This window comes from Cellulophaga omnivescoria (genome assembly GCF_001999725.1).
GTDB classification, from domain to species: domain Bacteria; phylum Bacteroidota; class Bacteroidia; order Flavobacteriales; family Flavobacteriaceae; genus Cellulophaga; species Cellulophaga omnivescoria.
In genome coordinates, this window is the sequence record NZ_MDDP01000002.1 from 217,341 (window position 1) to 242,590 (window position 25,250).

22 protein-coding genes, 1 tRNA gene and 1 pseudogene are annotated in these 25,250 nt (G+C 32.8%); 14 read left to right on the top strand and 10 right to left on the bottom strand.

Going from position 1 to position 25,250, the window contains the following annotated elements; genetic code table 11:
- Window positions 1-3: 3 nt before the first annotated feature.
- The 4 genes from BFJ87_RS01985 (at window position 4) to BFJ87_RS02000 (ending at window position 4,861) form a co-directional block, all read left to right on the top strand.
- Entirely contained in the window at window positions 4-2,154 is a 2,151-nt protein-coding gene (locus tag BFJ87_RS01985) for a tryptophan 7-halogenase (RefSeq protein WP_077399145.1), read from the top strand.
- Window positions 2,155-2,161: 7 nt separating this feature from the next.
- A complete protein-coding gene (locus BFJ87_RS01990; RefSeq protein ID WP_077399148.1) occupies window positions 2,162-2,869 on the top strand; it encodes a methyltransferase domain-containing protein in 708 nt (235 codons plus the stop codon).
- A 9-nt stretch (window positions 2,870-2,878) separates the two neighbouring features.
- Complete coding sequence (locus tag BFJ87_RS01995; protein ID WP_077399150.1) at window positions 2,879-4,192, top strand: methyltransferase domain-containing protein; 1,314 nt, start codon at window positions 2,879-2,881, stop codon at window positions 4,190-4,192.
- 294 nt (window positions 4,193-4,486) lie between these two features.
- Window positions 4,487-4,861: a transposase gene (locus tag BFJ87_RS02000; protein ID WP_077399153.1), complete on the top strand. Its 375-nt coding sequence runs from the start codon at window positions 4,487-4,489 to the stop codon at window positions 4,859-4,861.
- 178 nt (window positions 4,862-5,039) lie between these two features.
- On the opposite strand, the pseudogene BFJ87_RS02005 reads toward BFJ87_RS02000, so the two are convergent.
- A pseudogene (locus tag BFJ87_RS02005) lies at window positions 5,040-6,155 on the bottom strand (IS3 family transposase).
- A gap of 309 nt (window positions 6,156-6,464) precedes the next feature.
- Between BFJ87_RS02005 and BFJ87_RS16955 the strand changes: the two are divergent.
- Window positions 6,465-6,983: a hypothetical protein gene (locus tag BFJ87_RS16955; protein ID WP_216352833.1), complete on the top strand. Its 519-nt coding sequence runs from the start codon at window positions 6,465-6,467 to the stop codon at window positions 6,981-6,983.
- Window positions 6,984-7,312: 329 nt separating this feature from the next.
- On the opposite strand, the gene BFJ87_RS02015 is transcribed toward BFJ87_RS16955, so the two are convergent.
- The 4 genes from BFJ87_RS02015 to BFJ87_RS02030 form a co-directional block, all read right to left on the bottom strand.
- Window positions 7,313-7,558, bottom strand: a complete 246-nt coding sequence (locus tag BFJ87_RS02015) for a hypothetical protein (protein ID WP_077399156.1) — start codon at window positions 7,556-7,558, stop codon at window positions 7,313-7,315.
- A gap of 100 nt (window positions 7,559-7,658) precedes the next feature.
- Window positions 7,659-7,832, bottom strand: coding sequence for a hypothetical protein (locus tag BFJ87_RS16850; protein ID WP_171974454.1), 174 nt, complete (start codon window positions 7,830-7,832; stop codon window positions 7,659-7,661).
- A 35-nt stretch (window positions 7,833-7,867) separates the two neighbouring features.
- Window positions 7,868-8,419, bottom strand: coding sequence for a nitroreductase family protein (locus tag BFJ87_RS02025; protein ID WP_077399162.1), 552 nt, complete (start codon window positions 8,417-8,419; stop codon window positions 7,868-7,870).
- 75 nt (window positions 8,420-8,494) lie between these two features.
- Window positions 8,495-9,388: a LysR family transcriptional regulator gene (locus BFJ87_RS02030; RefSeq protein WP_077399165.1), complete on the bottom strand. Its 894-nt coding sequence runs from the start codon at window positions 9,386-9,388 to the stop codon at window positions 8,495-8,497.
- A 78-nt stretch (window positions 9,389-9,466) separates the two neighbouring features.
- Between BFJ87_RS02030 and hutH the strand changes: the two genes are divergently transcribed.
- The 8 genes from hutH to BFJ87_RS02070 all read left to right on the top strand — a co-directional run bounded on the left by hutH (window position 9,467) and on the right by BFJ87_RS02070 (window position 19,640).
- The gene (gene hutH, locus BFJ87_RS02035) at window positions 9,467-11,047 is read left to right on the top strand and encodes a histidine ammonia-lyase (RefSeq protein ID WP_077399168.1); all 1,581 of its coding nucleotides are present in this window, start codon (window positions 9,467-9,469) and stop codon (window positions 11,045-11,047) included.
- A 1-nt stretch (window position 11,048) separates the two neighbouring features.
- The gene (hutI, locus tag BFJ87_RS02040) at window positions 11,049-12,287 is read left to right on the top strand and encodes an imidazolonepropionase (RefSeq protein ID WP_077399171.1); all 1,239 of its coding nucleotides are present in this window, start codon (window positions 11,049-11,051) and stop codon (window positions 12,285-12,287) included.
- A 38-nt stretch (window positions 12,288-12,325) separates the two neighbouring features.
- Window positions 12,326-14,329, top strand: coding sequence for a urocanate hydratase (locus tag BFJ87_RS02045; protein ID WP_077399174.1), 2,004 nt, complete (start codon window positions 12,326-12,328; stop codon window positions 14,327-14,329).
- A 159-nt stretch (window positions 14,330-14,488) separates the two neighbouring features.
- Window positions 14,489-14,806, top strand: a complete 318-nt coding sequence (gene trxA, locus BFJ87_RS02050) for a thioredoxin (RefSeq protein WP_077399177.1) — start codon at window positions 14,489-14,491, stop codon at window positions 14,804-14,806.
- A gap of 78 nt (window positions 14,807-14,884) precedes the next feature.
- Window positions 14,885-17,446 carry a M1 family metallopeptidase gene (locus BFJ87_RS02055; RefSeq protein ID WP_077399180.1) on the top strand — a complete coding sequence of 854 codons (2,562 nt, stop codon included), beginning with the start codon at window positions 14,885-14,887 and terminating at the stop codon, window positions 17,444-17,446.
- 3 nt (window positions 17,447-17,449) lie between these two features.
- Window positions 17,450-18,373 (top strand): DUF58 domain-containing protein, encoded by a 924-nt coding sequence (locus BFJ87_RS02060; protein ID WP_077399183.1) that lies wholly within the window; start codon window positions 17,450-17,452, stop codon window positions 18,371-18,373.
- Between the two features lie 78 nt (window positions 18,374-18,451).
- Window positions 18,452-18,525 (top strand) — tRNA-Asp (locus BFJ87_RS02065).
- 227 nt (window positions 18,526-18,752) lie between these two features.
- Entirely contained in the window at window positions 18,753-19,640 is an 888-nt protein-coding gene (locus BFJ87_RS02070; RefSeq protein ID WP_077399186.1) for a DUF808 domain-containing protein, read from the top strand.
- A 78-nt stretch (window positions 19,641-19,718) separates the two neighbouring features.
- Here BFJ87_RS02070 and BFJ87_RS02075 read toward each other — a convergent pair whose 3' ends face one another.
- From BFJ87_RS02075 to modA, 4 genes are all read right to left on the bottom strand, one after another.
- A complete protein-coding gene (locus BFJ87_RS02075; protein WP_077399189.1) occupies window positions 19,719-20,276 on the bottom strand; it encodes a helix-turn-helix domain-containing protein in 558 nt (185 codons plus the stop codon).
- A gap of 119 nt (window positions 20,277-20,395) precedes the next feature.
- Complete coding sequence (locus BFJ87_RS02080; protein WP_077399192.1) at window positions 20,396-21,040, bottom strand: ATP-binding cassette domain-containing protein; 645 nt, start codon at window positions 21,038-21,040, stop codon at window positions 20,396-20,398.
- 3 nt (window positions 21,041-21,043) lie between these two features.
- Window positions 21,044-21,799, bottom strand: a complete 756-nt coding sequence (locus tag BFJ87_RS02085; RefSeq protein WP_077399195.1) for an ABC transporter permease — start codon at window positions 21,797-21,799, stop codon at window positions 21,044-21,046.
- Window positions 21,800-21,878: 79 nt separating this feature from the next.
- Window positions 21,879-22,643 (bottom strand): molybdate ABC transporter substrate-binding protein, encoded by a 765-nt coding sequence (gene modA / locus BFJ87_RS02090; RefSeq protein ID WP_077399198.1) that lies wholly within the window; start codon window positions 22,641-22,643, stop codon window positions 21,879-21,881.
- A 133-nt stretch (window positions 22,644-22,776) separates the two neighbouring features.
- Here modA and hutG point away from each other — a divergent pair, with 133 nt between their 5' ends.
- On the top strand, window positions 22,777-23,724 hold the full coding sequence (gene hutG, locus BFJ87_RS02095; RefSeq protein WP_077399201.1) for a formimidoylglutamase: 948 nt from the start codon (window positions 22,777-22,779) through the stop codon (window positions 23,722-23,724).
- A 50-nt stretch (window positions 23,725-23,774) separates the two neighbouring features.
- On the opposite strand, the gene BFJ87_RS02100 is transcribed toward hutG, so the two are convergent.
- Window positions 23,775-24,929 carry a homogentisate 1,2-dioxygenase gene (locus BFJ87_RS02100; RefSeq protein WP_077399204.1) on the bottom strand — a complete coding sequence of 385 codons (1,155 nt, stop codon included), beginning with the start codon at window positions 24,927-24,929 and terminating at the stop codon, window positions 23,775-23,777.
- Between the last annotated feature and the right edge of the window lie 321 nt (window positions 24,930-25,250).

Below are 25,250 nucleotides of genomic sequence, written 5' to 3' on the forward strand. Positions count from 1 at the left end.
TAAATGACAATACATTTCATAGAATACGAAGAATCTAAAATTTGCCAAAGTATAATTAAACAACTTCAAGAAAAGTATAATTTTTCATGCTGTCTAACAAAAGATTTAGGTTGCGTCAAAAATAACGATCTAATTATTTGGTTTGTTCAAAATGAAAACCTTGAAAGTGTTTTAAACACATGCGCCAACATTAGAAAACACCTACCAGATACAACAATTCTATTTGTGTCTGCTTTTGAATGCGATAAGATTCTGATTGGACCTATCTATAGCCCTAATAATACCAGCGGTCTTGATTCGGCTTTGTTTTTCCTTTATCAGGAAAAGTGTGAGGACATAAATTCTAAATTAAAGCTTAAACTACCGTTATTTAAAGATATTTTGGGAGAGGAATTTTATATAAAAAGAATACATAAACTAACACAAAAATTAGCAGAGAAAATTAATGAGTTTAAAAACGTTTCACAGAATAAAAACTCGATAAACAAAATAGAGATTTACAATATAAAAGAATCAAATTTTGATGAGAGATTTGTTTACCCTATTTTAGAAATTAAGGAAGACTTTTATGAGAAAAAAAAGAATTCTCAATTAATACAAGACATTAATTTCATTAATGCTTCAAAAAAAGATTTTAGATTCAAGCTACTAAATAAATCAACTTTAAATAAAACCGTTGCAATAGTAGGTGGCGGTACTGCTGGTTATCTTTCAGCAATATCTTTAAAAACTAAACATCCTGAACTCGAAGTTACGTTAATTGAATCTGAAAAAATCCCTATAATTGGAGTGGGAGAAGCCACTACTCCCGATCTAGTAGATTTTCTTTTCAAGGATCTTAAGCTGGATAAGCTGGATTTCTATAAGAAAGTTGAACCTACTTGGAAATTAGGTATTAAATTTTATTGGGGAGAATCAGGAGATTATACGTTCAATTACCCTTTTGGGGAGCATGATTTAGTTTCTGGTTATATAAATGGAAATATTGATCATGGATCGTTAACCTCAATTCTAATGTCACAAGATTCTTCTTTTATTTTAAGAAAGAATGAAAAGGATTTTTATTCTTTAACCAACCCTAGGAGAATAGGATATGCATTTCATTTAGAGAATAGGAAGTTCGTGACCTATTTAAAAAATAAAGCAATAGAATTGGGGGTTGTTAGACTTCAAAATACTATTGATAAAGTTATATTAAATGACTCTCATAATCAGGTCAGTTCCTTGATCACTAGTGACGGAAAAAAACTTCAATGTGATTATTATTTAGATTGCTCTGGATTCAAGTCCCTATTAATAGATAAATTAGACTCTCAATATTTTAGCTATAATGATAATTTAATAACAGATACCGCAATATCTTTTAATGTCAATCATAAAGGGGAAATAAAACCTTATACTTATGCTGAGTCAATGAAAAATGGATGGTGTTGGAATATACCTTTAAGAGATTCGGATCATAGAGGGTATGTTTATTCTTCTAAGCTTTCATCAGAAAATGATATTATAGATGAGTTAAAATTAAAATATCCAAATTTAACAGATTATAAAGTCATTAGGTTTAAATCAGGAAGGCATAACTCTTTTATAAAAGGTAATGTTGCTGCTATTGGGAATTCATATGGTTTTGTAGAACCGCTTGAGTCAACAGGGATACATATGATTACGGAGCATATAAAAATATTAACAAAAAGCTTTGATGCTTTAATAAATGACAGAACTGGCACTTTAAAAGGGCATTTAAATAGGCATATTGCAAATAAGTGGGACTACTTAAAATGGTTTTTGTCAATACATTACAAGTATAATAAAAAATTTGATTCTCCCTTTTGGGAATTTTGCAGAAATGAAATTGATGTTTCAAAATATCAGCACATTTTGGATTTATATAAATCTGATGGCCCTCTCCAAATGTTGAACAACTCCCTTTCTGATAGTTTAAGGTTTGACTTTGTTGACTCTCTTTTTGGACTTAAAGGTGTTGACAATATACTATTAGGTCAAGGTGTTATTCCTAATAGTATAGATGATATTCAAAATGTTGGCCATGAACTATGGAAATATAATGTTAATACATGGATGAATTTATCTAAAAGAACTATCCCTTTAAAAGAAGATATTGAAATCTTAGTCCAAAATCCTAATTTAATATAATTAGCTTATGAATACAGGAGATAATATTAATACAAAAAACGCTGATTGGTCATTTGCAGGAGAAGTTCCAAAAAACTTTGATAATCATGTTGGCAAGTCTGTACCTATGTATAAAGAAGGTCATGACTTGGTTTGTAGATTAAGTGATTTCTTTGTCGCAGATAATTCTAAATGTTATGAAATAGGTAGTAGCACTGGAGAACTCACGAGAAAATTGGCAAGGCACAATGGTCAAAAAAAAGTAAATTTCATTGGGATAGATACAATTCTAGAAATGGTTGATGTTGCCAATAAAAAGTGTGATGGCATTGCAAATGTGTCTTTTATCTGTGATGATATATTGAATATTGAGCTAGAAAAATCCGACTTAATTGTATCCTATTATACAATTCAATTTATAAAACCTAGAGTACGACAATTAGTTTTTGATAAAATATACGAGTCTCTCAATTGGGGAGGTGCATTTATTTTATTTGAAAAAGTAAGAGCTTGTGATGCACGGTTTCAAGATATGATGACTGCATTATATACTGACTATAAATTAGAGCAAGGTTATACCGAGGAAGAAATTATATCAAAAACCCGAAGCTTAAAAGGGGTTTTAGAGCCTTTTTCTACTCAAGGCAATTTAGATTTATTAACAAGGGCTGGTTTTACAGACATTACCAGTGTTTTCAAATATGTTTCATTCGAAGGCTTTTTAGCTATTAAATAAACCCAATATATGTTATTAACCAAAACCAATACACTTGACAGTGTTTCTATATATCTTAATGAATATCAATTATCTTTTTATTATGCTGAATCTTATTTTCTATATAAAAACCATTTAAACTACTTAATTAGTAGACTCAATAAATACAAGTCATATCAAGAGAATACTGAAAGAAAAAAATATTTTAATTTACTTAATGACGCATACAGTCAAAATGCCAAAAACGTAAATAAAATTGTATCTACATTAAAAAGTAATGTTAGTATTACTGCATATGAAAATCTTAAAGTTAATTCTACCAATAATACTCAAACAACATTAAAAGACTTTATTTATTTAAGACGAGATTGGTGTTTCTTGCCAGAAGCAGAAGAACAATTAAAAACAACAATTGATCCTATAAAACAAGAATTATCTAAAATTAAATTTGAAAATAATAATTCGTTATTTCTTGGTTGCGGAGTAGGTAGGATCGCTTTTGAATTCGAAAATGTTTATAAAAAAATATATGCTACTGATAAATCATTTTCTATGATTTGGCACCTACAAAAATTATTGAACGGTGAATTAATAAATTTTTATAATCCTCATGAAAAAAATACTCATAGATTAGAAAATGTAGCACAAAAATATATAGCTGAAATTCCAAAAGAAAAACTCAACAAAGTTAAAAACAAATTCGAAGCTTTTGTGTCAGATGTGTTAGACCTTCCTTTCGAAAATAAATCGGTAAATGCTATATTCTCAATATATTTTACCGATGTTATAGCGCTTAAACTATGGTTTCAGCAAATTAATGACAAATTATCTGATAATGGTTTGTTTATTCATTTTGGCCCTTTGGATTATTTCTTTTCTGATGAGAGAGAAATGTTGACTGCCGAAGAATTTAGGCAGTTTTTTGAAAGTAAGGGGTATACAACACTAGTTGATAAAATTGTTGAAACACCACATCTGGAAGACTCTAACTCTATATCATACAAAGTATATAGAAATTGGTTTTTTATAGCTCAAAAAAACAAAAAAGAGGATATAGAAGTAAATGATGATACGGTTTTGAGTATTAAAGAACCTATATCTTATGAAAGAAAAGGTGTAATAAAAGATGGAATAAAGGAAAATGAAGTTAACCTTAAATTGCCAAACGGAAATTTTAGTGGAGCTGATTCTGTAATTCAAATTTTGAAATTAGTTGATGGTAAGAATACTTTTAAGGAAATATTAATAAAGTTAAAAAAGAATGGGTTTGTAATTAATGATTCTGATGAAATTAAAAATTTGCTCATAGATTTTTTAAAGCAAGAAATCGTAACTGCTAATTAAAAACACTTTTAAAAAAGAAGTGTTTCGTATTCAATTATTTCAACCACATATCAGAAACTTTATCAAAACCAATCCACCTATGATTTTCATTATAACCACGACCAGCCAATTCATAACGAATTAATTTATCTAGTGGTAATTTAGGCACTTTCTTAAATAATTCAAACACTTGACAGGCACTTTCATAAACAGCTCAAACATTTGATAATTAAGTAATTAAATCGTATTTTTAGATAAACAAAACCCCAAATATGAGTCTACAGCTCTAAAAACGGGGTATTATCTTAAATATTTATGGACAAGATACGCAGATTTGACAACTTTCAGCACACTTTATCATTTATTACACCAAGCGAAGGTTTTGAATTATTTTTCAATCGTTTTGTGGAAAGTGATTTGTGCAAGATTTATTCTGCCATACCTTGGGGTAAATTGGTATCAGATTTTGGTCTAAAAGATGCCACTAAAGGTCCAATCTGCACCTTCAGCCCTCAAGGTAAAATAGCCTTGATGATTTTAAAACATTATACTGTATATCCTGACAAGCGTATGGTTGAGCAGCTTAATGGTAATATCGATTATCATTTTTTTTGTGGTATCAATCTAGGCTGCAATCGGCTGACCAATTACAAAATAGTGAGTAAAATTCGTTGTGAACTTGGCAAATAATTAAATATTGAAAAAATTCAGCAAACACTATTTGATTCTTGGCGAGGACATGTAAACGACCACCACAGTATTGTAATTGACGCCACCTGTTATGAGAGTGAACGCAGGTATCCGACCAATGAGAAATTGTTGTGGGAAGCGGTAGGTTGGAGTGTAAGCTTCCCCATATTAGAACTGCTTAATTTTCTAAAACTGGTTTAAAATTACTGTTTTTAATTCTCTTGAGGCTAGCCTCAAGAGAATTAAGTTGTGCATACTTAATTGGAGGGATTTTTCCCAGGGCATCGTGTGCCCTATGATTGTTGTAATCATCAATCCATATCTGTGTTTGTTCCATTACCTGGTCGATATTCTCAAATATGTATTTGTTCAGGAATCCACGCCTATAACTTCCATTAAAACGCTCTATAAAGGCGTTTTGGATTGGCTTTCCGGGTTGTCTATCTCGTGCATCTCGCTTCACCTAGAAGCAATCTCTGCAATGAATTCTGGGCCATTATCCATTCGCATTTTTTTAGGCTTCCCTTTTTGTTAATCAAATGGTTGAGCACCCAAACGATTCGGCTACTGGTCAATGAAAAGTCTACTTCTATATGGAGCGCCTCCCTGTTAAAATCATCGATGACATTAAACGCTCTAAATCGTCTTTTGTTTTCTAAGACATCCGTTACAAAATCCATACTCCAGGTATGGTTAAGTTCATTTGGCACGTCCAAAGGTGCTTTGACCTGTGCTGGCAAGCGTTTCTTTGCTTTTCTTCTTATGGGAAGCCCTAGTGACACATAAACCCTGTGCACACGTTTATGGTTCCATGGCTTGCCCTCTTCGCGCAAGCGGTCGTAAGCCTTCCAAAATCCTTCTGCAGAATGCTCTTTGATCTTCTTTTGCAAGACTTGTTCTACCTCAAAATCATCCTTAGGTATCGGGGTGTAATAATTAACGCTCTTACTCATTCCTAGGACACGGCACGCCCTAGTGATACCGTAATGAGCAAGCTCTTTGCTGATTCTTCGTTTACGGCAGGGTTTTAAAGCTTTTTTTCGATGATCACCTTGGCCATCTGGTGATCTAGAGCTAAACTTGCATACATTTGTTTTAACCTATAATTTTCTTGTTCAAGTTCTTTGAGTCGTTTTAATTCTTTAGAATTCACTCCTGCATACTTGGAACGTCACTTATAAAAAGCAGCGGGGCTTACGCCGTGCTCTCGGCTTATTTGGTCGACACTCTTTCCTTTGTCGAACTCCTTTAAAATCTTTGCAATCTGTTGCGGTGAAAATTTACTTTTATTCATAATACTGTCTAAAGTTAAGGTTATTCTTTTAAACAGTTCGGTTTTAAGGGAAGCTTACAAGAGTTATTGCCAAATAAAGGTAATCTGTAAAGATAAAAACACTCGAAACCAAGTATCTGAAATGGAAGAAAAGATATATCTTATAGTAAAATGCGGCGTAAGACAAAATAAAAACACAAGAGTCTAGACCGAAGTCTTCTTCCTCTTCTTCTTCTTCTTCTTCTTCTTCTTCTTCTTCTTCTTCTTCTTCTTCTTCTTGCCAAGATTAATGGTAAACTAGATACTTTAGAAAAACATTATGACCTTCAAATGCCAAAGATGAATCACAGGCGTAAGTCAACCATTAAAAAGATATATGTGCATCAGCACCAAATCTTCCATACAGGAGAAAAACAAAAAGAACGTATTGTTAGTATCGCCAAAGACTATCTGCGCCCAATTGTTCGTAGCAAAGAAATAAAGCCTGTAGAGTTTGGTGCAAAAGTAAACAAATATCAAATCGATGGTATTAGTTTTATTGAGCATTTGGACTTCAACGCCTTTCATAAGGGCAACCGTTTTCTGGACACTATTTTTAAGGCTCAACGATTAACAAGAGCCAAGACCCTACTAACAGGGGCAGATGCCATTTCCGCAACAAATAAAAACAGGAGGTTTACCACTAAATACAACATCAAAACAGACTTTAAAAGAAAAGAAAGAGCAGGAAAACACGAGAAGCAAAGAAAGCAAATGGCAACGATGATCCAAAAAGAAAGAGCAACACGGCTAGAATGTAGTTTTGGCAAAGAAAAAGAACACCTACTATCTAAAGAAAATCAAGGCTAGAACCAAACAGACCGAAACACTATGGATATTCTTCGGCATCCATACCTCTAACGCACTAGAAATCGGTAGACGTATGGCAGCTTCACTACAAGAAGTAGCCTAAGTAAACTATTAGAAAAAAAACCTTGGAATACACAGCTCCACAGAGCATCCAAAACAAGAAAAAATAAACGAATAATCTCAAATCAGCCCTTAAAACAAAAAAAAACTCAAAAATTGTATTCAAAGGTACTTTTTAGTGCTTGTATTTTTAAAAATTAGACTTACTTCTGAAAGTGCCAATTTAGTTTGGATGATAAAGCGTAATAATTCGCCATCAATAGTCGTGATTATTTCAAAAATGGCATCTCCATCTCTTCAACAGTTGCTTCTTCTAATACTGCCCAATTGTTTTCAGGTCCATGAATGACTCCAAACTTAATTTTAGCAATTCGGTATTTGAAGTTTAACCACATCGCATGATCAATCGCTTTCTCTTTAGTATTAAAAAAATCTAAAAAATTCTTCCATAATCTATTTTTTAGAGTCCGGCTTAGCAAGTAGCTTTTTGATTTCTTCTTTTTATTATCTTCCAATTTAATAGAAACAGGAGGTGTTGTTTTAATGCCTTCTTTGCTCTATTTCTCAGTTACAAAAGAGTAATAAATAACTCGTCTCCAATAAGCGTTAAAATTCTTAGTTTTCTAGTTCCAACAAATTATGTTCTTTTGAAATAGAACCATTGAACTTCTTTTTAATAATTTCAATCAGTTCCTTTCGTGACAAATACTTTGTAATAGTTTTATCTATTGTTAGTTCTGTTTGCTTTCCTCTTGCTTGAGTTCTTAAAACCGTAGCAAAATGTTTCATTAAATGATTTGTATTTTTTTTCCACTGTTTTAAACTTACAACCAAACTGTTTTATCTTTAACTGCTCCTCTTTCTCCTTCTTGTAATTCATCATCTGTGTAACCCATATAAAAGAAACCTAAACAAGCCTCCCCTTCTTCCATTGCAAAAAATTCTCCCATATGTTTTATTAAGCCAGGAGAACTCCAATAACTACCTATTCCTAAATCTGTACAGGCAAGCCACATATTTTGTACAGCCATTGCTGTTGCCGCAACTTCTTCCCATTCTGGTACAGACTCATTAGGGTCTCTCTGCATACAAATAGCTATTATTGCTCCTGCCTTTTGCGGATTGTTTATTAGTTTTTCAACCTTAAACTGCTTGGGCTTAGGATCATTTTCCATATATTTTAAGGATAAAAACATTCCTAGTTTTGCTCTAGTTTCTCCTTGTATTACTTTAAAACGCCAAGGTTCTGTTTTTTTGTGCGATGGTGCCCAATTACCAGCCTCCAATACTTTTTCAATTAATTCTCTAGCTATTGGTTTACTATTGTATTGTGCAGGAAACACAGATCTTCTCTTCTTTATTATATCAAAAATCATAATTCAATTTTAAGCATTACAAATATATAAGTTAAGACAATGTGCGTTTTAAAAGTATTTGTTAATTGTTTATATCTATTTTTTATCACCCAATAACAACTGCATACAATGTTTTAAAACCGGATTTCTGTTATCTTCTTTCCAAATAACAGATAATACAGCTCGTTGTGGTATTTTTTTAAGTTCTATAAATTTTACATTCATATTAAAACCTTGTTGCAAAGAAGTAGGTACAATAGCAACTCCCAAATTGTTTTCTACCAATGTAAAAATAGTTTGCGCATGCACAGACTTGTGAGACACCTTTGGCGTAAACCCAGCATCTTCACAAATACTCATTACTGTATCATAATACAACGGACTGTAATCTTGAGAAAACAGAATAAAGTTTTCTCCTTCAAACTGTTTCATTCCTTTAAAATTAGCTGCTGTAATATTATGGTTTGCTGGAACAACCACAGAAAATGTATCATTAAATACAGGTTTAATACACAAGCCCTTTGGCACCCTAACCATACGTACAAAACCAATATCTAAACCATCTTTTAAAACTGCATTTAACTGTGCGTTATTAGAGAGCTCTTCTAAACTTGTATTGATTTCTGGGAAAGCATCTTTTAGCTTCAATAACAAATCCGGAATTACAGTTTGCATAGCAGAGCCTAAAAAACCAATATTAAGCTCTCCAAACTTACCCTGACTTACCAATTTTATATGCCGTTTTGTTAACTCTAAATGATTTAAAATAAATTCTATTTCATCTTTTAAGTAAACTCCGGCAGCTGTTAAGGTGACCTTTTTTTTATTCCTTATAAAAAGTTGTGTTTCCAGAATTTCTTCCATTTGTTTTATTTGCCTACTTAATCCGGGTTGTGATATAAATAAACGTTCTGCTGCTTTTCTAAAGTGCAATTCTTCTGCAACAGCTAAAAAATAATGAAAATGGCGCAACTCTATTTGATAACTCATAGTTATTAATTATTGATAAATATGATATTGGTAATCATCAAACATAATCAATAATTTTATGGTATTAAAATATATGCTATGCGTAACGCACCTAAGACTTTTAATTTTGGAGAAGATCATTTAACGGCTGGTATTGCTCTTTCAATTGCAAGAGGCACTACAAAAGGGTTAATTTCAGATTTTTCTCGTATTAAAATAAGAAACAGCAGTAAAACTGTTGCTAACATTGTAGAAAATGGAGATCCTGTTTATGGTATAAATACGGGGTTTGGACCTTTATGTACTACTAAAATATCTAAAGAAGAAACAAAAATATTACAAACTAATATTTTAAAAAGTCATAGTGTTGGTGTAGGAGAACCAATAGATAAAGAGATTGCTAAACTTATGCTTATCTTAAAAATGAATAGTCTTGCACAAGGGTATTCTGGTATAGCAGAAGCAACTTTAGACCGTATTTTATGGCATATAAATACTGATGCTATTCCTGTTGTGCCTGCTCAAGGTTCTGTTGGTGCTTCTGGTGATTTGGCTCCACTTTCTCATTTATTTTTACCATTAATTGGCTTGGGTAAGGTTGATTATAAAGGTGAAGTTATAGAGGCCTCTTCTTTGTTTGAAAAAACAGAAATGCAAAGCCTAGACTTAGGTCCTAAAGAAGGTTTAGCACTAATTAATGGCACACAGTTTATTGCTGCACACGCAGTAAAAGTGGTAGACAAATTACAAAGTTGCCTTGCCCAAGCAGATATTATTGGTGCAATGATGATTGAAGGCTTGCAAGGTTCAATTAAACCATTTTATAATGAGCTGCACGCATTACGACCTTTTAAGGGTAATTTATATGTTGCTAAAAAAGTAAAACGTTTGCTTAAGGGGTCTGAGATAATGGAGGATCATGCCAATTGCAATCGTGTACAAGACCCTTACTCTTTACGCTGCATTCCGCAAGTGCATGGAGCATCTAGAAATGCGTGGTTGCATTTAAAAGAATTGTTAGAGATTGAATTAAATTCGGTTACAGACAACCCTATTATTATAGATGAAGAACTAACAATTAGTGGCGGTAGTTTTCACGGCCAGCCTTTAGCTATGGCATTAGATTATGCTTGTTTAGCAGCATCTGAAGTTGGTAACATATCTGACCGAAGAATATACTTAGCTTTAGAAGGTAATAGTCCTGGAGTGCCTAAATTACTGATGAATGAAACCGGAATTAACTCTGGTTATATGATATTGCAATACACTACTGCTGCCTTGGCTAGTGAAAATAAAGGTCTTTGTTTTCCGTCTAGCGCAGATAGTATACCAACGTCTTTAGGACAAGAAGATCACGTAAGTATGGGTTCTATTGGCGGACGAAAAGCTTTGCAAGTAATTGGCAATGTAGAAAAAATATTAGCTATAGAAATGCTAACTGCTGCACAGGCATTTGAATTTAGAAAGCCATTAAAATCGGGCTTATTTTTAGAAGAAGTACATAAAAAAATTAGAGAAAAAGTTGCCTTTGCTGATAAAGACCGTGTCTTTGCAACAGACATTGAGGCAGGAATACAAATGATACAAAACCAAACCATTTTAAAAGCTATTGAAGAGGTAAAAGAACGAGAAAATTTAGAAATGGAGATTCCATTTGCTAACGAATTTGAAAACTACTAATATGAAACAAAAACTTATTGGCCCTTTTACACAACTATTACCAATGACAGGCATTGCCGTTAAAGGAGCCGTTACAGATGAAGAATTGGTAGTCATAAAAAATGGTGGTATTATAGTTAAAAACAATACTATAGTTGCTGTTGGTCCGTACAAAGACTTATTAAAACAAATAGACATTAAAAATACTTTACTAGAAGAAGTTAAAGGCGATAGCGTTTGTTTGCCTGGTTTTATAGATTCACATACACATATTTGTTTTGGTGGCACCAGAGCTAATGATTATGCTATGCGTAATGCAGGCAAAACCTATTTAGAAATTTCTAAAGCTGGCGGCGGCATTTGGGATACCGTTACACAAACCAGAAAAGCTAGTATTTTAGAATTAGAAGAGGGTATTACCAAAAGAGCAAATAAACATTTAAAAAATGGTGTAACAACTATAGAAGTAAAAAGTGGCTACGGTTTGTCTGTTTACGAAGAACTTAAAATGTTGCGTGCTATTAAAAATGTAGACAATAAAATTAAAGCCGATTTAATTTCTACTTGCTTGGCTGCACATATGCACCCTAAAGATTATAATGGTACCGCAACTGAGTATTTAGAAGAAATAAGCATCTCCCTTTTCCCCCTTTTAAAAGAAGAACGTTTAACAACCAGAATTGATGCTTTTATTGAAGAAGGTGCTTTTACAGCAGAAGTAATTGCACCTTACTTTAAAAAAGCAAAGGAAATGGGGTTTACAATTACAGTACATGCAGATCAGTTTTCTACAGGTGGTAGCAAAGTGGCTGTAGATTTTAATGCTATAAGTGCAGACCATTTAGAAGCAAGCACTGCAGAAGAAATACATATTTTAGCAAAAAGCAATGTTATTGCTACAGCTTTACCTGGAGCAAGTATTGGTTTAGGTTGTGCTTTTACACCAGCCCGTAAATTATTAGATGCTGGCGGTGCAGTAGCTATTGCCAGTGACCATAACCCAGGTTCTGCTCCTATGGGAGATTTACTTACCCAAGCTTCAATCTTAGGAACTTTTCAAAAACTGAGTAATGCAGAGGTGTTGTCTGGCATTACTTTTAGGGCTGCTGCTGCTTTAGACCTTAAGGATAGAGGCACGTTAGAAAATGGCTTTATGGCAGATTTTATTGCTTTTCCAACAGCAAACTATAAAGAAATTTTATACCAACAAGGGCAACTAAAACCAAATATGGTTTGGAAAAAAGGAACTAAAATAGCTTAAAAAAATAACGAATTCAGCTTCATTATAACATATAAAAAATGGATTTTAAATCTCAAATTCTGCAAGGTATTCCATCTCTATTACCTACAAAAAAAAATTACACCACAAATGCTAATCACGCTCCAAAAAGAAAAGACATTCTTTCTTTAGACGAAAAAAAATTGGCTCTAAAAAATGCCTTGCGTTATTTTCCTGTTGCTTGGCACGCAGAATTATCAAAAGAGTTTGCTAATGAACTCCTAAGTTATGGACGTATTTATATGTTTAGGTTTAAGCCCAAATATGATATTTATGCCAGACCAATATCAGAATATCCAGCAAAAACACCACAAGCTGCTGCATTGCAATTAATGATTATGAATAACTTAGACCCTGCAGTTGCACAACATCCTGAGGAACTTATTACCTATGGTGGTAATGGTGCTGTTTTTCAGAATTGGGCGCAATACTTGTTAACTATGCAATATTTAGCAACAATGACAGAAGAACAAACTCTGCATATCTATTCTGGTCATCCAATGGGACTTTTTCCTTCTACCAAAGATGCACCTAGAGTTGTTGTTACTAATGGTATGATGATTCCTAACTATTCTAAGCCAGATGATTGGGAAAAATACAATGCACTTGGTGTAACGCAATACGGACAAATGACTGCTGGTTCTTATATGTACATTGGCCCACAAGGTATTGTACACGGAACCACAATTACAGTTATGAATGCCTTTAGAAAAGTACTGCAACCTAATGAAACACCTTCTGGAAAAATATTTTTAACTGCTGGTTTGGGCGGTATGAGTGGCGCACAACCAAAAGCTGGTAATATAGCTGGTTGCATTACTATTTGTGCAGAAGTTAATGCTGCAGCTGCCACCAAAAGACATACACAAGGCTGGGTAGACGTTTTAATTGACTCTATTGACGATTTAGTTGATAGAACTAAAAAAGCACAAGAGAATAAAGAGGTTGTTTCTATTGCTTACATTGGAAATATTGTAGAAGTTTGGGAACGTTTTTATGATGAAAATATTTTTATTCATTTAGGGTCAGATCAAACATCTTTACACAACCCTTGGGCAGGTGGTTATTACCCTGCAGGTATTTCTTTTGAAGAATCTAATGAGTTAATGAGTACCAATCCTGATGCTTTTAAGCAAAAAGTACAAGAATCTTTAAAAAGACAGGTAGCTGCAATTAATAAGCATACAGCAAATGGTACTTACTTTTTTGATTATGGCAATGCCTTTTTACTTGAAGCATCGCGTGCAGGCGGCGATGTTATGGCAGAAAACAATATAGATTTTAAGTACCCATCCTACGTACAAGATATTCTAGGACCTATGTGTTTTGATTATGGCTTTGGACCTTTTCGTTGGGTATGTTCTTCTGGTAAACCTGAAGATTTACAAAAAACAGATGCTATTGCTTTGCGCGTAATGGAAGAAATTAAGGCTACCGCTCCAGAAGAAATTCAGCAACAGATGCAAGACAATATTACTTGGATTAGAGAAGCAGAGCAAAACAAACTGGTTGTAGGCTCACAAGCACGTATTTTATATGCAGACGCAGAAGGTAGAGCTAAAATTGCAGAAGCGTTTAACCAAGCCATTAAAACAGGAGAACTTTCTGCTCCGGTTGTACTTGGTAGAGACCACCATGATGTTAGTGGCACAGATTCTCCGTTTAGAGAAACTAGTAATATATATGATGGTAGTAAATTTACCGCAGATATGGCTATACATAATGTAATTGGCGATAGTTTTAGAGGCGCAACTTGGGTATCTATACACAATGGTGGGGGCGTAGGTTGGGGAGAAGTCATAAATGGCGGTTTTGGTATGGTACTAGATGGTTCTGTAGAAGCCTCTAAAAAGTTAAAAAATATGCTTTTTTACGATGTAAATAACGGTATATCTAGACGAAGCTGGGCACGTAATAAAGAGGCTATTTTTGCTATAGAAAGAGAAATGAAAAGAACCCCAGAACTAAAAGTTACTGTTCCTAAACTTGTTAACGAGCAATTATTAGATAATTTATTTGCTTAGGCGTAGAATTACAATTAATTTTAAAACATTAAAAATAACAACAACCCTTACTAATTGTTATAAAAATAATTAATAGAGCAATAGATAATAGGTATAGTACGTTGTTAAGGAAATAGGAATTTATTTGACTAACTTTGTATAATATTAAAAAATAAAATTATGGCATTAGAAATAACAGACGCAACTTTTGATGAAGTTGTTTTAAAAAGTGACAAACCAGTTGTTGTAGATTTTTGGGCGGCTTGGTGTGGTCCATGTAGAATGGTTGGTCCTATTATTGACGAAGTTAGTTCTGAGTACGAAGGAAAAGCTGTTGTTGGTAAAGTAGACGTTGATGCAAACCAGGAATTTGCTGCTAAATACGGTGTACGTAACATACCAACGGTATTAGTTTTTAAAGATGGTGAAATGGTTAGCAGACAAGTTGGTGTTTCTCCAAAACAAGTATATACAGATGCTATAGACGCATTATTATAGTCTACAGCTTACAATTATAAAAAAGGGTTTGGCGTTTGTCAAACCCTTTTTTATTTTTACTACTTACCTCTATTATTTATGAAAAAAAATACACTCCTTGCTTTACTAGTTTTAACCTTAATTGGTTGTTCTCAAAAAAAAGAAATTAAACCTTTACTAGTTGAAAAAGGAATTTCTTTGAATCTTGCGAATTACAGAAAAAAACAAATTAAGGATTTACAGTATAATCTAAATTTTTCAATACCTAAAAACATAGAAGATCCCATACCAACCACTTTAACTCTTACTGTAAATATTACCGACTTACAATACAATCTTATTTTAGATTTTAACGAAAATAAAGACCATTTAAAAACACTTAGCGTAAATGGTAAAAGCACACCTATTAACCACTCCAACGAGCATTTAATTATAGATAAAAATGCATTAATATTAGGAGAAAATAAAATTGAAATTTCCTTTAATGCAGGCGAGTTATCACTAAACAGAAATAAAGAGTTTTTATACACATTACTGGTGCCAGACAGAGCTAGCACCTTATTTCCTTGCTTAGACCAACCTAATTTAAAAGCAACTTACGACTTAACCATTACTGCTCCTAAAGATTGGAAAGTACTTTGTGGTGGCACTGAAAAAGAACAAATAGAAAAAGAAGAGTACACTACCCATATTTTTAATACAACAGATAAAATGAGTACCTACTTGTTTTCATTTGTTGCTGGTAAATTTTCTGAAGAAGTAAAAAACCCTGGTGCTTTTGATATGCGCTTTTTATACAGAGAAAATAATAAAGAAAAAATTGCAGAGAGTACGAATGAAGTTTTTAACATTCACCAACAGTCTTTAGATTTTTTAGTAGATTATACCAACTATGATTTTCCTTTTCAGAAAATGGACTTTGCTAGTATTCCGCCTTTTCAATATGGAGGTATGGAACACGTAGGTGCAATACAGTACAGAGAATCCTCTTTGTTTTTAGATAAGAATGCTACGCAAAACCAAAAATTATCTCGTGCTAAGTTAATAGCTCATGAAACATCTCATATGTGGTTTGGAGATTTGGTTACTATGCAATGGTTTGATGATGTTTGGCTAAAAGAAGTGTTTGCCAATTTTATGGCAGATAAAATAATGAATCCGCTTTTTCCAGATATAGATCATCAATTAAAATTTATGATGACCCACTACCCTAGTGCATATTCTGAAGATCGTACTAAAGGCACCAATCCTATTAAACAACATTTAGGCAATTTAAAAAATGCAGGCTCTTTATACGGTCGTATTATTTATAACAAAGCACCAATAATGATGCAGCAATTAGAAGCCGTATTAGGAAAAGATGCTTTTAAAGAGGGAATGCAAGAGTATATAAAAACGTATGCAAATGACAATGCAGATTGGAACGATTTAGTGTCTATTTTAGATAAAAAATCTGATGTAGATATTAAACAATGGTCTAATGTATGGGTAAACCAACCTGGAAGACCAGTTTTTAGAGATAATATTACCTATAAGGATAACAAAATAACCAGTTTTACAATTACGCAAAAAGCAGAAGATGGTACAGATAAAATATGGCCACAATCTTTTGCTATACAACTTGTGTATAAAGACAGTGTAAAAACTATAAATGCAGCAATAAATGGCAAAAACCTTCAATTAAAAGAAACTATGGGACTTGCAAAGCCCGAGCAAATTATATACAACGCTAATGGTTTTGGATATGGCGTTTTTCCGGTTAATGTTGCTCATATTTCTAAAATAAAAGAAATTAAAGATGCTACCGCTCGTGGTTACAGCTATATAAATTTATATGAAGTGTTTTTAAATAATCAGGTACCAGCTTTAGATGCTTTTAATGTGTTTTTAGACGGAGTAGCATCAGAAAAAAATGAGCTTGTTTTAAATTATATTACAGGAAGAACCAGAGATATTTACTGGAAATTTTTATCAGTAAAACAAAAAGAAAAAATTCAGACTACAACAGAAAATAAGTTGTTTGCTTTATTAAACAGCTCTAAACCAAAGGCATTCAAAAAAGATATATTTAATCTGTATAAATCGCTTGCCATATCTTCTAAAGCATTAGAAAATTTACACGCTATTTGGACAAAAGAATTGAGTATACCACAATTATTTTTAAATGAGGATGATTACACTAGTCTTGCAAGCGAATTATCTTTAAAAAAGCACACAAAGGCTAAAGAAATTATAAAAGAACAAGAAAAGCGTATTAGCAACCCAGATAAACTTGCAAAATTTATATGGCTACAACCATCTATAAGTAACAATGTAGAGCAAAGAGATGCTTTTATGGTTTCTTTATTTGATGCCAAAAACAGAGAAAAAGAATCTTGGGTTACAACAGCACTAAGCTACATTCACCATCCGCTACGCCAAAATGAAAGTAAAAAGCATTTGACAAAATGTTTACAAAAGTTAGAAGAGGTGCAACTTACAGGAGATATTTTTTTTCCAAAAAACTGGTTGGCAAGTTGTATTGGTAAATACAGCTCTAAAGATGCTTACCAAATACGTGAAGATTTTTTAAGCAAAAACCCTAACTTTAATCCTATTCTGTTAAAAAAACTTTTACAAACTACAGATGATTTAGAAAGAGCGCAAACCATAAAAAAGTAAATTATGAACCTAAAGGACAATTTAAATGCGCAACCATTATTAAACTTAGAGCTTTTAGCCAAGCAGGTAGTAGAAGGTTTTATTAGCGGAATTCATAAAAGTCCGTTTCACGGGTTTTCTGCAGAATTTGCAGAGCATAAAATTTACAACAAAGGAGAAAGCACAAAACATATAGATTGGAAACTTTTTGCAAAAACAGATAAGCTATATACTAAAAGATATGAGGAAGAAACTAATTTAAGGTGTCATATGATCTTAGACAATTCGGCCTCTATGTATTATCCTAAAGTAAAAAAACTAGATGTAAGCAACCTTAACAAAATAGGTTTTGGGGTTTTAGCTATTGCAGGTTTAATGAATATTTTAAAAAAACAGAGAGACGCTGTTGGTTTAAGTATTTATTCTGATGCTTATAATTTTTATTCCTCTGAAAAAAGTAGCGAACGACACCACCAAATGCTTTTAGCAAAGTTGAGTGAAGTAGTAACTGATAAAAATCCAGCTCAAAAAACAAAAACATATACTTATTTACACCAAATAGCAGAAAAAATGCACAGGCGTAGTCTGGTGTTTTTGTTTACTGATATGTTTCAGACCGAAGAAGAGGACATAAAATTGTTTGAAGCATTACAACATTTAAAATATAATAAACACGAAGTTGTACTTTTTCATCTCCTTGATAAAGAAAAAGAACATTTTTTTAATTTTGATGATGCACCTAAGCGTTTTGTAGATGTAGAGACCAATCAGCACATAGATTTGTATGCAGAAAATGTAAAAGAAGCATACCAAAAAGAGCTAACTTCTTATCTGTCAGACATCAAATTAAAATGCGCACAATACAAGATAAAATACGTGGCTGTTGATATTGCCCAAAATTTTGCCTCAGTTTTTAACACGTATATGGTAGAGCGACAAAAATTTTAAAAAAAAAATTTAAAAATTCTTTCAAAAAGTTTTGTGGAACCAAATAACCTCTGTATATTTGCAACCGCTAAACGCCACGGTCTGGTAGTTCAGTTGGTTAGAATACCTGCCTGTCACGCAGGGGGTCGCGGGTTCGAGTCCCGTCCAGACCGCAAAAACCTTCAACATTTGTTGAAGGTTTTTTTGGTTTTATACCTTTTTGAAAGTGAAAATTGAACTAAAAAATGAAACCATCAGATTTTTATATCTTCTAATTGTATAAAAATCTGAATCGTAAAACACCTTTTCAAAATCAACTTTGTTTTAATCATTTATATTTGTGACTTCATCAGTTTAAAGAAAAAGTATATTTTTAAACTTTAAAAAAAGATAGACATATATGGCATCAGGTTTTTTTGCATTATTAGATGATATAGCAGCGCTTATGGATGACGTTGCTGTAATGAGTAAAGTTGCAGCTAAAAAGACAGCAGGTATACTTGGAGACGATTTAGCGGTAAATGCAGAAAAGGCTTCAGGGTTTATATCAGACAGAGAATTACCTGTACTTTGGGCAATTACAAAAGGATCTTTTTTAAACAAACTTATTATACTGCCCTTTGCATTTTTATTAAGTGCTTTTATACCCGTTGCAGTAACTATTATACTTGTTTTAGGAGGATTGTATTTGGCCTATGAGGGCGCAGAAAAAATTTACGAGTTTTTAGCAGGTCATAAACACGAGAGTAATGAGCTTTTAGATGAAGACATTACTATTGAAGAACTACAAAAACTTGAAAAAGGACGCATAAAATCGGCAATATTTACAGATTTTATACTTTCTGTAGAAATTGTAATTATTGCTTTAGGCACAGTTACAGACCAACCAATAACAACACAAATAATGGTGGTAACAGTAATTGCCATTATTGCCACTGTTGGTGTTTATGGTATTGTTGCCTTAATTGTTAGGATGGATGAATTTGGCCTAAAACTAATTAACCTTAATGAACAAGACAATAGTTTTTCTGATAAGGTAGGCAGACTGCTAGTAAACGCTTTACCTTGGGTTATTAAATTTTTAGCTGTTGTTGGTACACTTGCACTACTTTCTGTTGCTGGTGGTGTATTTGCACACAACATAGAGTTTTTACATCACCTAATTGAAGATATTCCACTACCTGCTATGTTAAAAGAATTTCTTTTAGGTCTGGTAATTGGGCTATTAACATTACCAATTATAGGTTTGTTTAAAAAGATTTTTGGAAAAAAGAAAAAAGAGCACTAGACCACAGACTCTTCACCGCATAAAAAAAAACCTTCAGTAGTTAACTGAAGGTTTTTGTTTTTTTAAGCTTGTTGCTATTTAATGTAGTAAATAAATTTTTAACAATACTGCCGACTCACTAAATTTATTAGATATTCCGTGCGCCACTGTTCCATCAAAAAACAGTAAATCTCCTTGATCTAATGTGATCTCATTGCCTTTTAACGTATATGTTGGCGAACCACTTAATACATATACAAGCTCATTTGCATTAGTAGAAATAGGTTTTCTTACCGCGTGTGGCTGTACTGTAATTAAATACACACGTATACTTTCTCCTTTAGAGGTATTAGATAATAAATGCGTGTACTCTAGTTGCTCAGAATCCTCTCTGTCTTCTTTAACGCCAGTACCCTTTTTTATAAGGATATAGTCGCCATCTATACTCGACGAAAGTTCTAACTCAGACAACTCAATTTGTAAAGTTTGCATAATTTTAAGCAAAACAGGTAAAGATGGAGTTGTCCTAAGGTTCTCTATCTTTGAAATTAATCCTGCACTTACGCCCGTTCTCTTGGCAACTTGCTGCAAGGTCAAGTTTCTTTTTTGGCGAGCCAGCTTTAGCTGTCTGCCAATGTTAATCAAAATGTCATCCATAAATAATTGGTTAGTGTAATAGTATGACTATCTACAGTTTATGTACCTCAAAAATAAGGATTATTTATTTATAGTATAAGTATTACAGCTAGGGTTTTATTTAACAAAATAAAAACAGTCTACAAACTAACCTTCTCTAAAATACCGTCTTTTAAACTTAAAATACTAGTTGCTAGTTTTTTAGCTTCATACTCTGAGTGAGATATATGTATAATTGCCACTTGTAACTTTTGACTTAAATTTTTAAGCAATGTAATAATTTCGGCCTTTGTTACTTGGTCTAACGCGCTTAATGGCTCGTCTAAACACAATATTTCCGGATAAAAGCTCAAGGCCCTACCAAGGGCTACACGTTGTTTTTCTCCACCACTTAGGTTATGTGTGGTTCTTTTTAATAAATGCTCTATACCTAACAACGCAGCTAATTCTTGTACTCGTTGGTTAATTTTACCCTTGGGCCAATTGCGTATTTTTAAAGCAAATTCAATATTTTCTGCCACAGTCATAGTGGTAAATAAAGCTCCGTCTTGTGGTACATAACCAATTTGCCTTTGCCCAGGAGCAGTATTTGTAATATTAGCTGAGTTTAGTAATACTTGTCCGTTTTTAACTTTTCTTAATCCACAAATTGCTTCAATAAGCGTTGTTTTTCCACTACCTGTTTTACCCATTAGTACCAAATACTCACCTTTATCAACCTTAAAGCTAATATTACACAAGCTAAAAGGACCTTGCTTTATTTCTAAATCTACACAATGCAACATAGGCTAAAAGGTTTGTTTTTTAGTTCCGTACAGTCTAACCACTAACAATACCAAAAAGCCAGATGCAATCATTATTAAAGACACCGCCACTGCAGCCTCTATATTACCAACAGACATTTCTAAAAACACTGTAGTTGGCAATACTTCAGTTCGCATTCTAGTAGCACCTGCAAAAATTAATATAGGTCCAAACTCTCCTAAAGCTCTAGACCAAGCCAAAGATGCCGCAGTTAAAATTCCGCTTTTAGCTTGTGGTAGTAAAATATAAAAAAAAGACTGTCTCTGGTTACAGCCCAAAGTTAATGCAACCTGTTCTTGTCTATTATTAATTTGCGAAAACGTAACATACATTGTACGTACAGCAAAGGCACAAGCAACCATAAATTGTGCTATTACAACACTGTACACAGTATAGGTTATTCTTAAATGACTCTCTATAAACTGCCCAAATGTTGTCTGAAAAAGTAATAGCAAACTTAAACCAACTACTAGTGGTGGTAACACTATAGGTATATCTAAAATAGCATCTATAATTTTTTTAAATTTAAAATTATAACGCGCCATAAAATAGCCAATTGGTATAGCCACTATAACGCTTAACAACATTGTAATTGTGCTGCTTACCAAACTTAATTTTATAGCATACTGTATTTCTTTACTAGCTAAAGCCTTAAAAATATGATTGGGTGTTGTGTAAAAAAAATCTGCCAACACCATTGCTAATATTAAAACTATATATGTAGATGCTACAATACCCATTACCAAATAAAATGGTATGTTAGACCTAACCTTATGCTGTTTTATATGTTGCTCTTCCTTTTTGATAACTACGTGTATATTAGTACATTTTATACCCTAACTTTTTAAATACATTAATACTGTTAGAATCACTTAACAAAAAATTTGTAAATTTTAATGCTTCATTGGGTTGTTTAGACCATTTTAAAACAGCTATAGACGTATAATCTTTATATGTATTAAAGTCATCTACCTTTACAATATCTATTTCTTTATATTGATTGGCGGTTACATTCCAAATAACACCAGCATCTATTGTATTTAGTTTAATAGCGTTAGCAACATCAGACACTGTTGGCATTTGTACATAAATACTTTTTTTAACAGCCTCCCAGTTACCGGATTCCTGCAACAGTTTTTTAGTTACCGCGCCTACTGAAGCTGCTTCTGGGTTAGCAACACCAAACCTAATACCTGTTTTACAAACATCACTAACAGCTTTAATTTTTTTTGGATTATTAGACCTAACCGCTAAAACAGGAGCTATAGCTACAATTGGCTTGCTTTGCTCTACTAAATTATATGTTATAGCCTGTTTCATATAACTTGCATCTGCAGACAAGTACAAATCTCCTTGCTTGGCAATCCTAATATTTGCTAATAATGTACCGGAACCTCCATATTGCAAATCTAATTGCACACCTGTTTTGTGGTAATAAACCTCTGCTATTTCTTCTAAAGCAGGTTTAACTACAGCTGCACAATACACTAAAAGCGTTTTAGGTTCTTGTTTACTTTTACACCCTATCAATAAAAATAGTAAGACTATAAAACCAATTATTTTACCCGTACCGCTATACTTCATGAATTATAATTAAACTACTAAATTAAAAGTTTTACTCCAAAACAATAGCATTTCCTGTTCTAATCTCTTTTTTATTTAATTTGAAGATTAAAAACTAAAATAACAGTTTATTTTTGAGGTATAAATTTGCAGTATGAACAACTTTAAAAAACCTGAAAGCTCATTATGGAAAGGCAGAAGCTCACAAGAAAAATTGTATTTGCACGAGAAGGTAATTTGTACAGACAAATTACAAAAAGGGCACTTAAAAACTTTTGCTATTTTAAGTTATGCTTGTGACGAAGGTGTAAAACGTAACCAAGGGAGAGTTGGCGCTGTTACTGGTCCAGAGGCTATTATAAGGCAATTGGCTAAAATGCCAAATCATTTAAAAAAAGAAACTCAGCTTTTAGATGTTGGTACTGTTTTTTGTGTTGATAATGATATGGAACTAGCCCAACAAACTTTAGCTAATAAGGTTACTACTTTACTAGAAAACAATACTTTTCCTATTATTTTAGGTGGTGGTCACGATATTGCTTACGGACATTATAATGGCATTTTAAATGCGGTTGAAAAGCACAAAACTATTGGTATTATTAATTTTGATGCTCATTTTGATTTAAGAGCTAATACAAATGGAAATAATTCTGGTACTCCATTTTATCAAATAGCTAAAGATTGCAAAGCAAATCACACTACATTTAATTATTTGTGTTTAGGAATTAGAGATGATGCCAATGACGCTTCTCTTTTTAAAACAGCAAAAGAACTTGGTGTAACGGTTATTAAAAATGAAGAATTTAACCTGCATCAATCTAAAAAAATACAAAAACAAATTTCTACGTTTATAAATAGTGTAGATGTTGTGTACACAACCATAGATTTAGATGGTTTTTCATCTGCCTACGTAGCTGGAGTTAGTGCAGCTTCACCAATGGGTTTTTCTCCTGATATTGCACTACAATGTTTAAAAACTATTATAAAATCGGGTAAACTCATTAGCTTAGATATTGCAGAAATGAACCCTACATATGATATTGACAACCAAACAGCAAAATTAGCTGCTTCATTGGTGCACAACCTTATACATACCGCATAAAAAAAGGAGGCTAATTGGCCTCCTTTTATTTTATAATCTGTTTTTAATTATTACATCCAAGATTGGTAATAAGTACCATTATCTATATCTAATGCCAATTGCGTTAGTTGTAATGGCTTAAAAGTATCTATCATTACAGCTAATTCTTCAGTTTTAGATTTACCTATACTAGCCTCATAAGTACCTGGGTGCGGACCGTGAGGTATGCCAGCAGGATGTAAAGAAATGTATCCTTTATCTATACTTTTTCTACTCATAAAATCACCATCTACGTAATATAAAACCTCATCAGAATCTATATTAGAATGGTTGTATGGAGCAGGAATAGACTCCGGGTGATAATCGTACAATCTAGGCACAAAAGAACACACTACAAAAGCACTAGTTTCAAAAGTTTGGTGCACTGGTGGCGGTTGGTGCACACGGCCAGTAATTGGCTCAAAATTATGTATAGAAAATGCATAAGGAAAATTGTATCCATCCCAACCAACTACATCAAACGGATGAGACGCGTAGGTTAAGTGGTGCAATTGTCCTTGTTTTTTTACTTTAATTAAAAAATCTCCCTTTTCATCATATGTTTGTAAATTTTGCGGCAATTTAAAATCGCGCTCACAAAAAGGAGAATGTTCTAAATGCTGACCAAACCAGTTTCTGTATCTTTTAGGCGTATAAATTGGATGATAAGACTCTGTTACCAATAAACGGTTGTCTTCTGTATCAAACTCTATTTGGTAAATCATTCCTCTTGGAATAACAATATAATCCCCATATTCAAAAGGAATTTCACCCAACATAGTTTTTAATGTCCCCGTTCCCTCATGAATAAATAACAACTCATCTGCATCTGCATTTTTATAAAAATACGTTGTCAGTGATTTTTTTGGAGCAGCTAAACCAACGTGTACATCATTATTAAATAATACAGTTTTTCTACTGTCTAAATAATCGTCCTCTGGTCTAACATCAAAACCTTTTAGTAACCTAGATTTAATATTATGGGCTACAGCTGCTTTTGGAGAAACATCTATTGTTTTACCAACTTCTTTTACCATTGTTGGCCTGTGCATATGGTACATTAAGGACGACATTCCATCAAAACCTATAGTTCCAAACAGTTGCTCGTAATGCAAAGTTCCATCATCTTTTTTAAAAATGGTGTGTCTTTTAGGTGGTATTTTACCTAGTTTATGGTATAACGGCATATTACTATTGTTCTTTTAAATAGACAATAAATGTACAATATTTTGAACTTTATCTAAAAAATAAGCTAAAAATTATATTATTAATAATTTATAAAGTTTTAGACATAAAAAAAGCCTTCCAATAGGAAAGCCTTTCATTGGTTGATACCATCTAAAATGGTGTTCAACATTGTCTCAAAAATTAATTGAGACACAACACAACAGGGCAAAGATAGTAAAGCTTTTTAATATTTTAGGTTTTATGTCATAAATAGCATATTTTACTATAAGTTGTAACCCTATTTTTCAGTCAAAAAATATAAAAAACGCATAGTATTTAAC

Excerpts from the sequence above, each read along its gene's own strand:
- BFJ87_RS01985 (WP_077399145.1), top strand. The coding sequence starts at position 4 with ATGACAATACATTTCATAGAATACGAAGAATCTAAAATTTGCCAAAGT.
- BFJ87_RS01990 (WP_077399148.1), top strand. The coding sequence starts at position 2,162 with ATGAATACAGGAGATAATATTAATACAAAAAACGCTGATTGGTCATTT.
- BFJ87_RS01995 (WP_077399150.1), top strand. The coding sequence starts at position 2,879 with ATGTTATTAACCAAAACCAATACACTTGACAGTGTTTCTATATATCTT.
- BFJ87_RS02000 (WP_077399153.1), top strand. The coding sequence starts at position 4,487 with ATGGACAAGATACGCAGATTTGACAACTTTCAGCACACTTTATCATTT.
- BFJ87_RS16955 (WP_216352833.1), top strand. The coding sequence starts at position 6,465 with ATGCCAAAGATGAATCACAGGCGTAAGTCAACCATTAAAAAGATATAT.
- BFJ87_RS16850 (WP_171974454.1), bottom strand. The coding sequence starts at position 7,832 with ATGAAACATTTTGCTACGGTTTTAAGAACTCAAGCAAGAGGAAAGCAA.
- BFJ87_RS02025 (WP_077399162.1), bottom strand. The coding sequence starts at position 8,419 with ATGATTTTTGATATAATAAAGAAGAGAAGATCTGTGTTTCCTGCACAA.
- BFJ87_RS02030 (WP_077399165.1), bottom strand. The coding sequence starts at position 9,388 with ATGAGTTATCAAATAGAGTTGCGCCATTTTCATTATTTTTTAGCTGTT.
- hutH (WP_077399168.1), top strand. The coding sequence starts at position 9,467 with ATGCGTAACGCACCTAAGACTTTTAATTTTGGAGAAGATCATTTAACG.
- hutI (WP_077399171.1), top strand. The coding sequence starts at position 11,049 with ATGAAACAAAAACTTATTGGCCCTTTTACACAACTATTACCAATGACA.
- BFJ87_RS02045 (WP_077399174.1), top strand. The coding sequence starts at position 12,326 with ATGGATTTTAAATCTCAAATTCTGCAAGGTATTCCATCTCTATTACCT.
- trxA (WP_077399177.1), top strand. The coding sequence starts at position 14,489 with ATGGCATTAGAAATAACAGACGCAACTTTTGATGAAGTTGTTTTAAAA.
- BFJ87_RS02055 (WP_077399180.1), top strand. The coding sequence starts at position 14,885 with ATGAAAAAAAATACACTCCTTGCTTTACTAGTTTTAACCTTAATTGGT.
- BFJ87_RS02060 (WP_077399183.1), top strand. The coding sequence starts at position 17,450 with ATGAACCTAAAGGACAATTTAAATGCGCAACCATTATTAAACTTAGAG.
- BFJ87_RS02070 (WP_077399186.1), top strand. The coding sequence starts at position 18,753 with ATGGCATCAGGTTTTTTTGCATTATTAGATGATATAGCAGCGCTTATG.
- BFJ87_RS02075 (WP_077399189.1), bottom strand. The coding sequence starts at position 20,276 with ATGGATGACATTTTGATTAACATTGGCAGACAGCTAAAGCTGGCTCGC.
- BFJ87_RS02080 (WP_077399192.1), bottom strand. The coding sequence starts at position 21,040 with ATGTTGCATTGTGTAGATTTAGAAATAAAGCAAGGTCCTTTTAGCTTG.
- BFJ87_RS02085 (WP_077399195.1), bottom strand. The coding sequence starts at position 21,799 with ATGGGTATTGTAGCATCTACATATATAGTTTTAATATTAGCAATGGTG.
- modA (WP_077399198.1), bottom strand. The coding sequence starts at position 22,643 with ATGAAGTATAGCGGTACGGGTAAAATAATTGGTTTTATAGTCTTACTA.
- hutG (WP_077399201.1), top strand. The coding sequence starts at position 22,777 with ATGAACAACTTTAAAAAACCTGAAAGCTCATTATGGAAAGGCAGAAGC.
- BFJ87_RS02100 (WP_077399204.1), bottom strand. The coding sequence starts at position 24,929 with ATGCCGTTATACCATAAACTAGGTAAAATACCACCTAAAAGACACACC.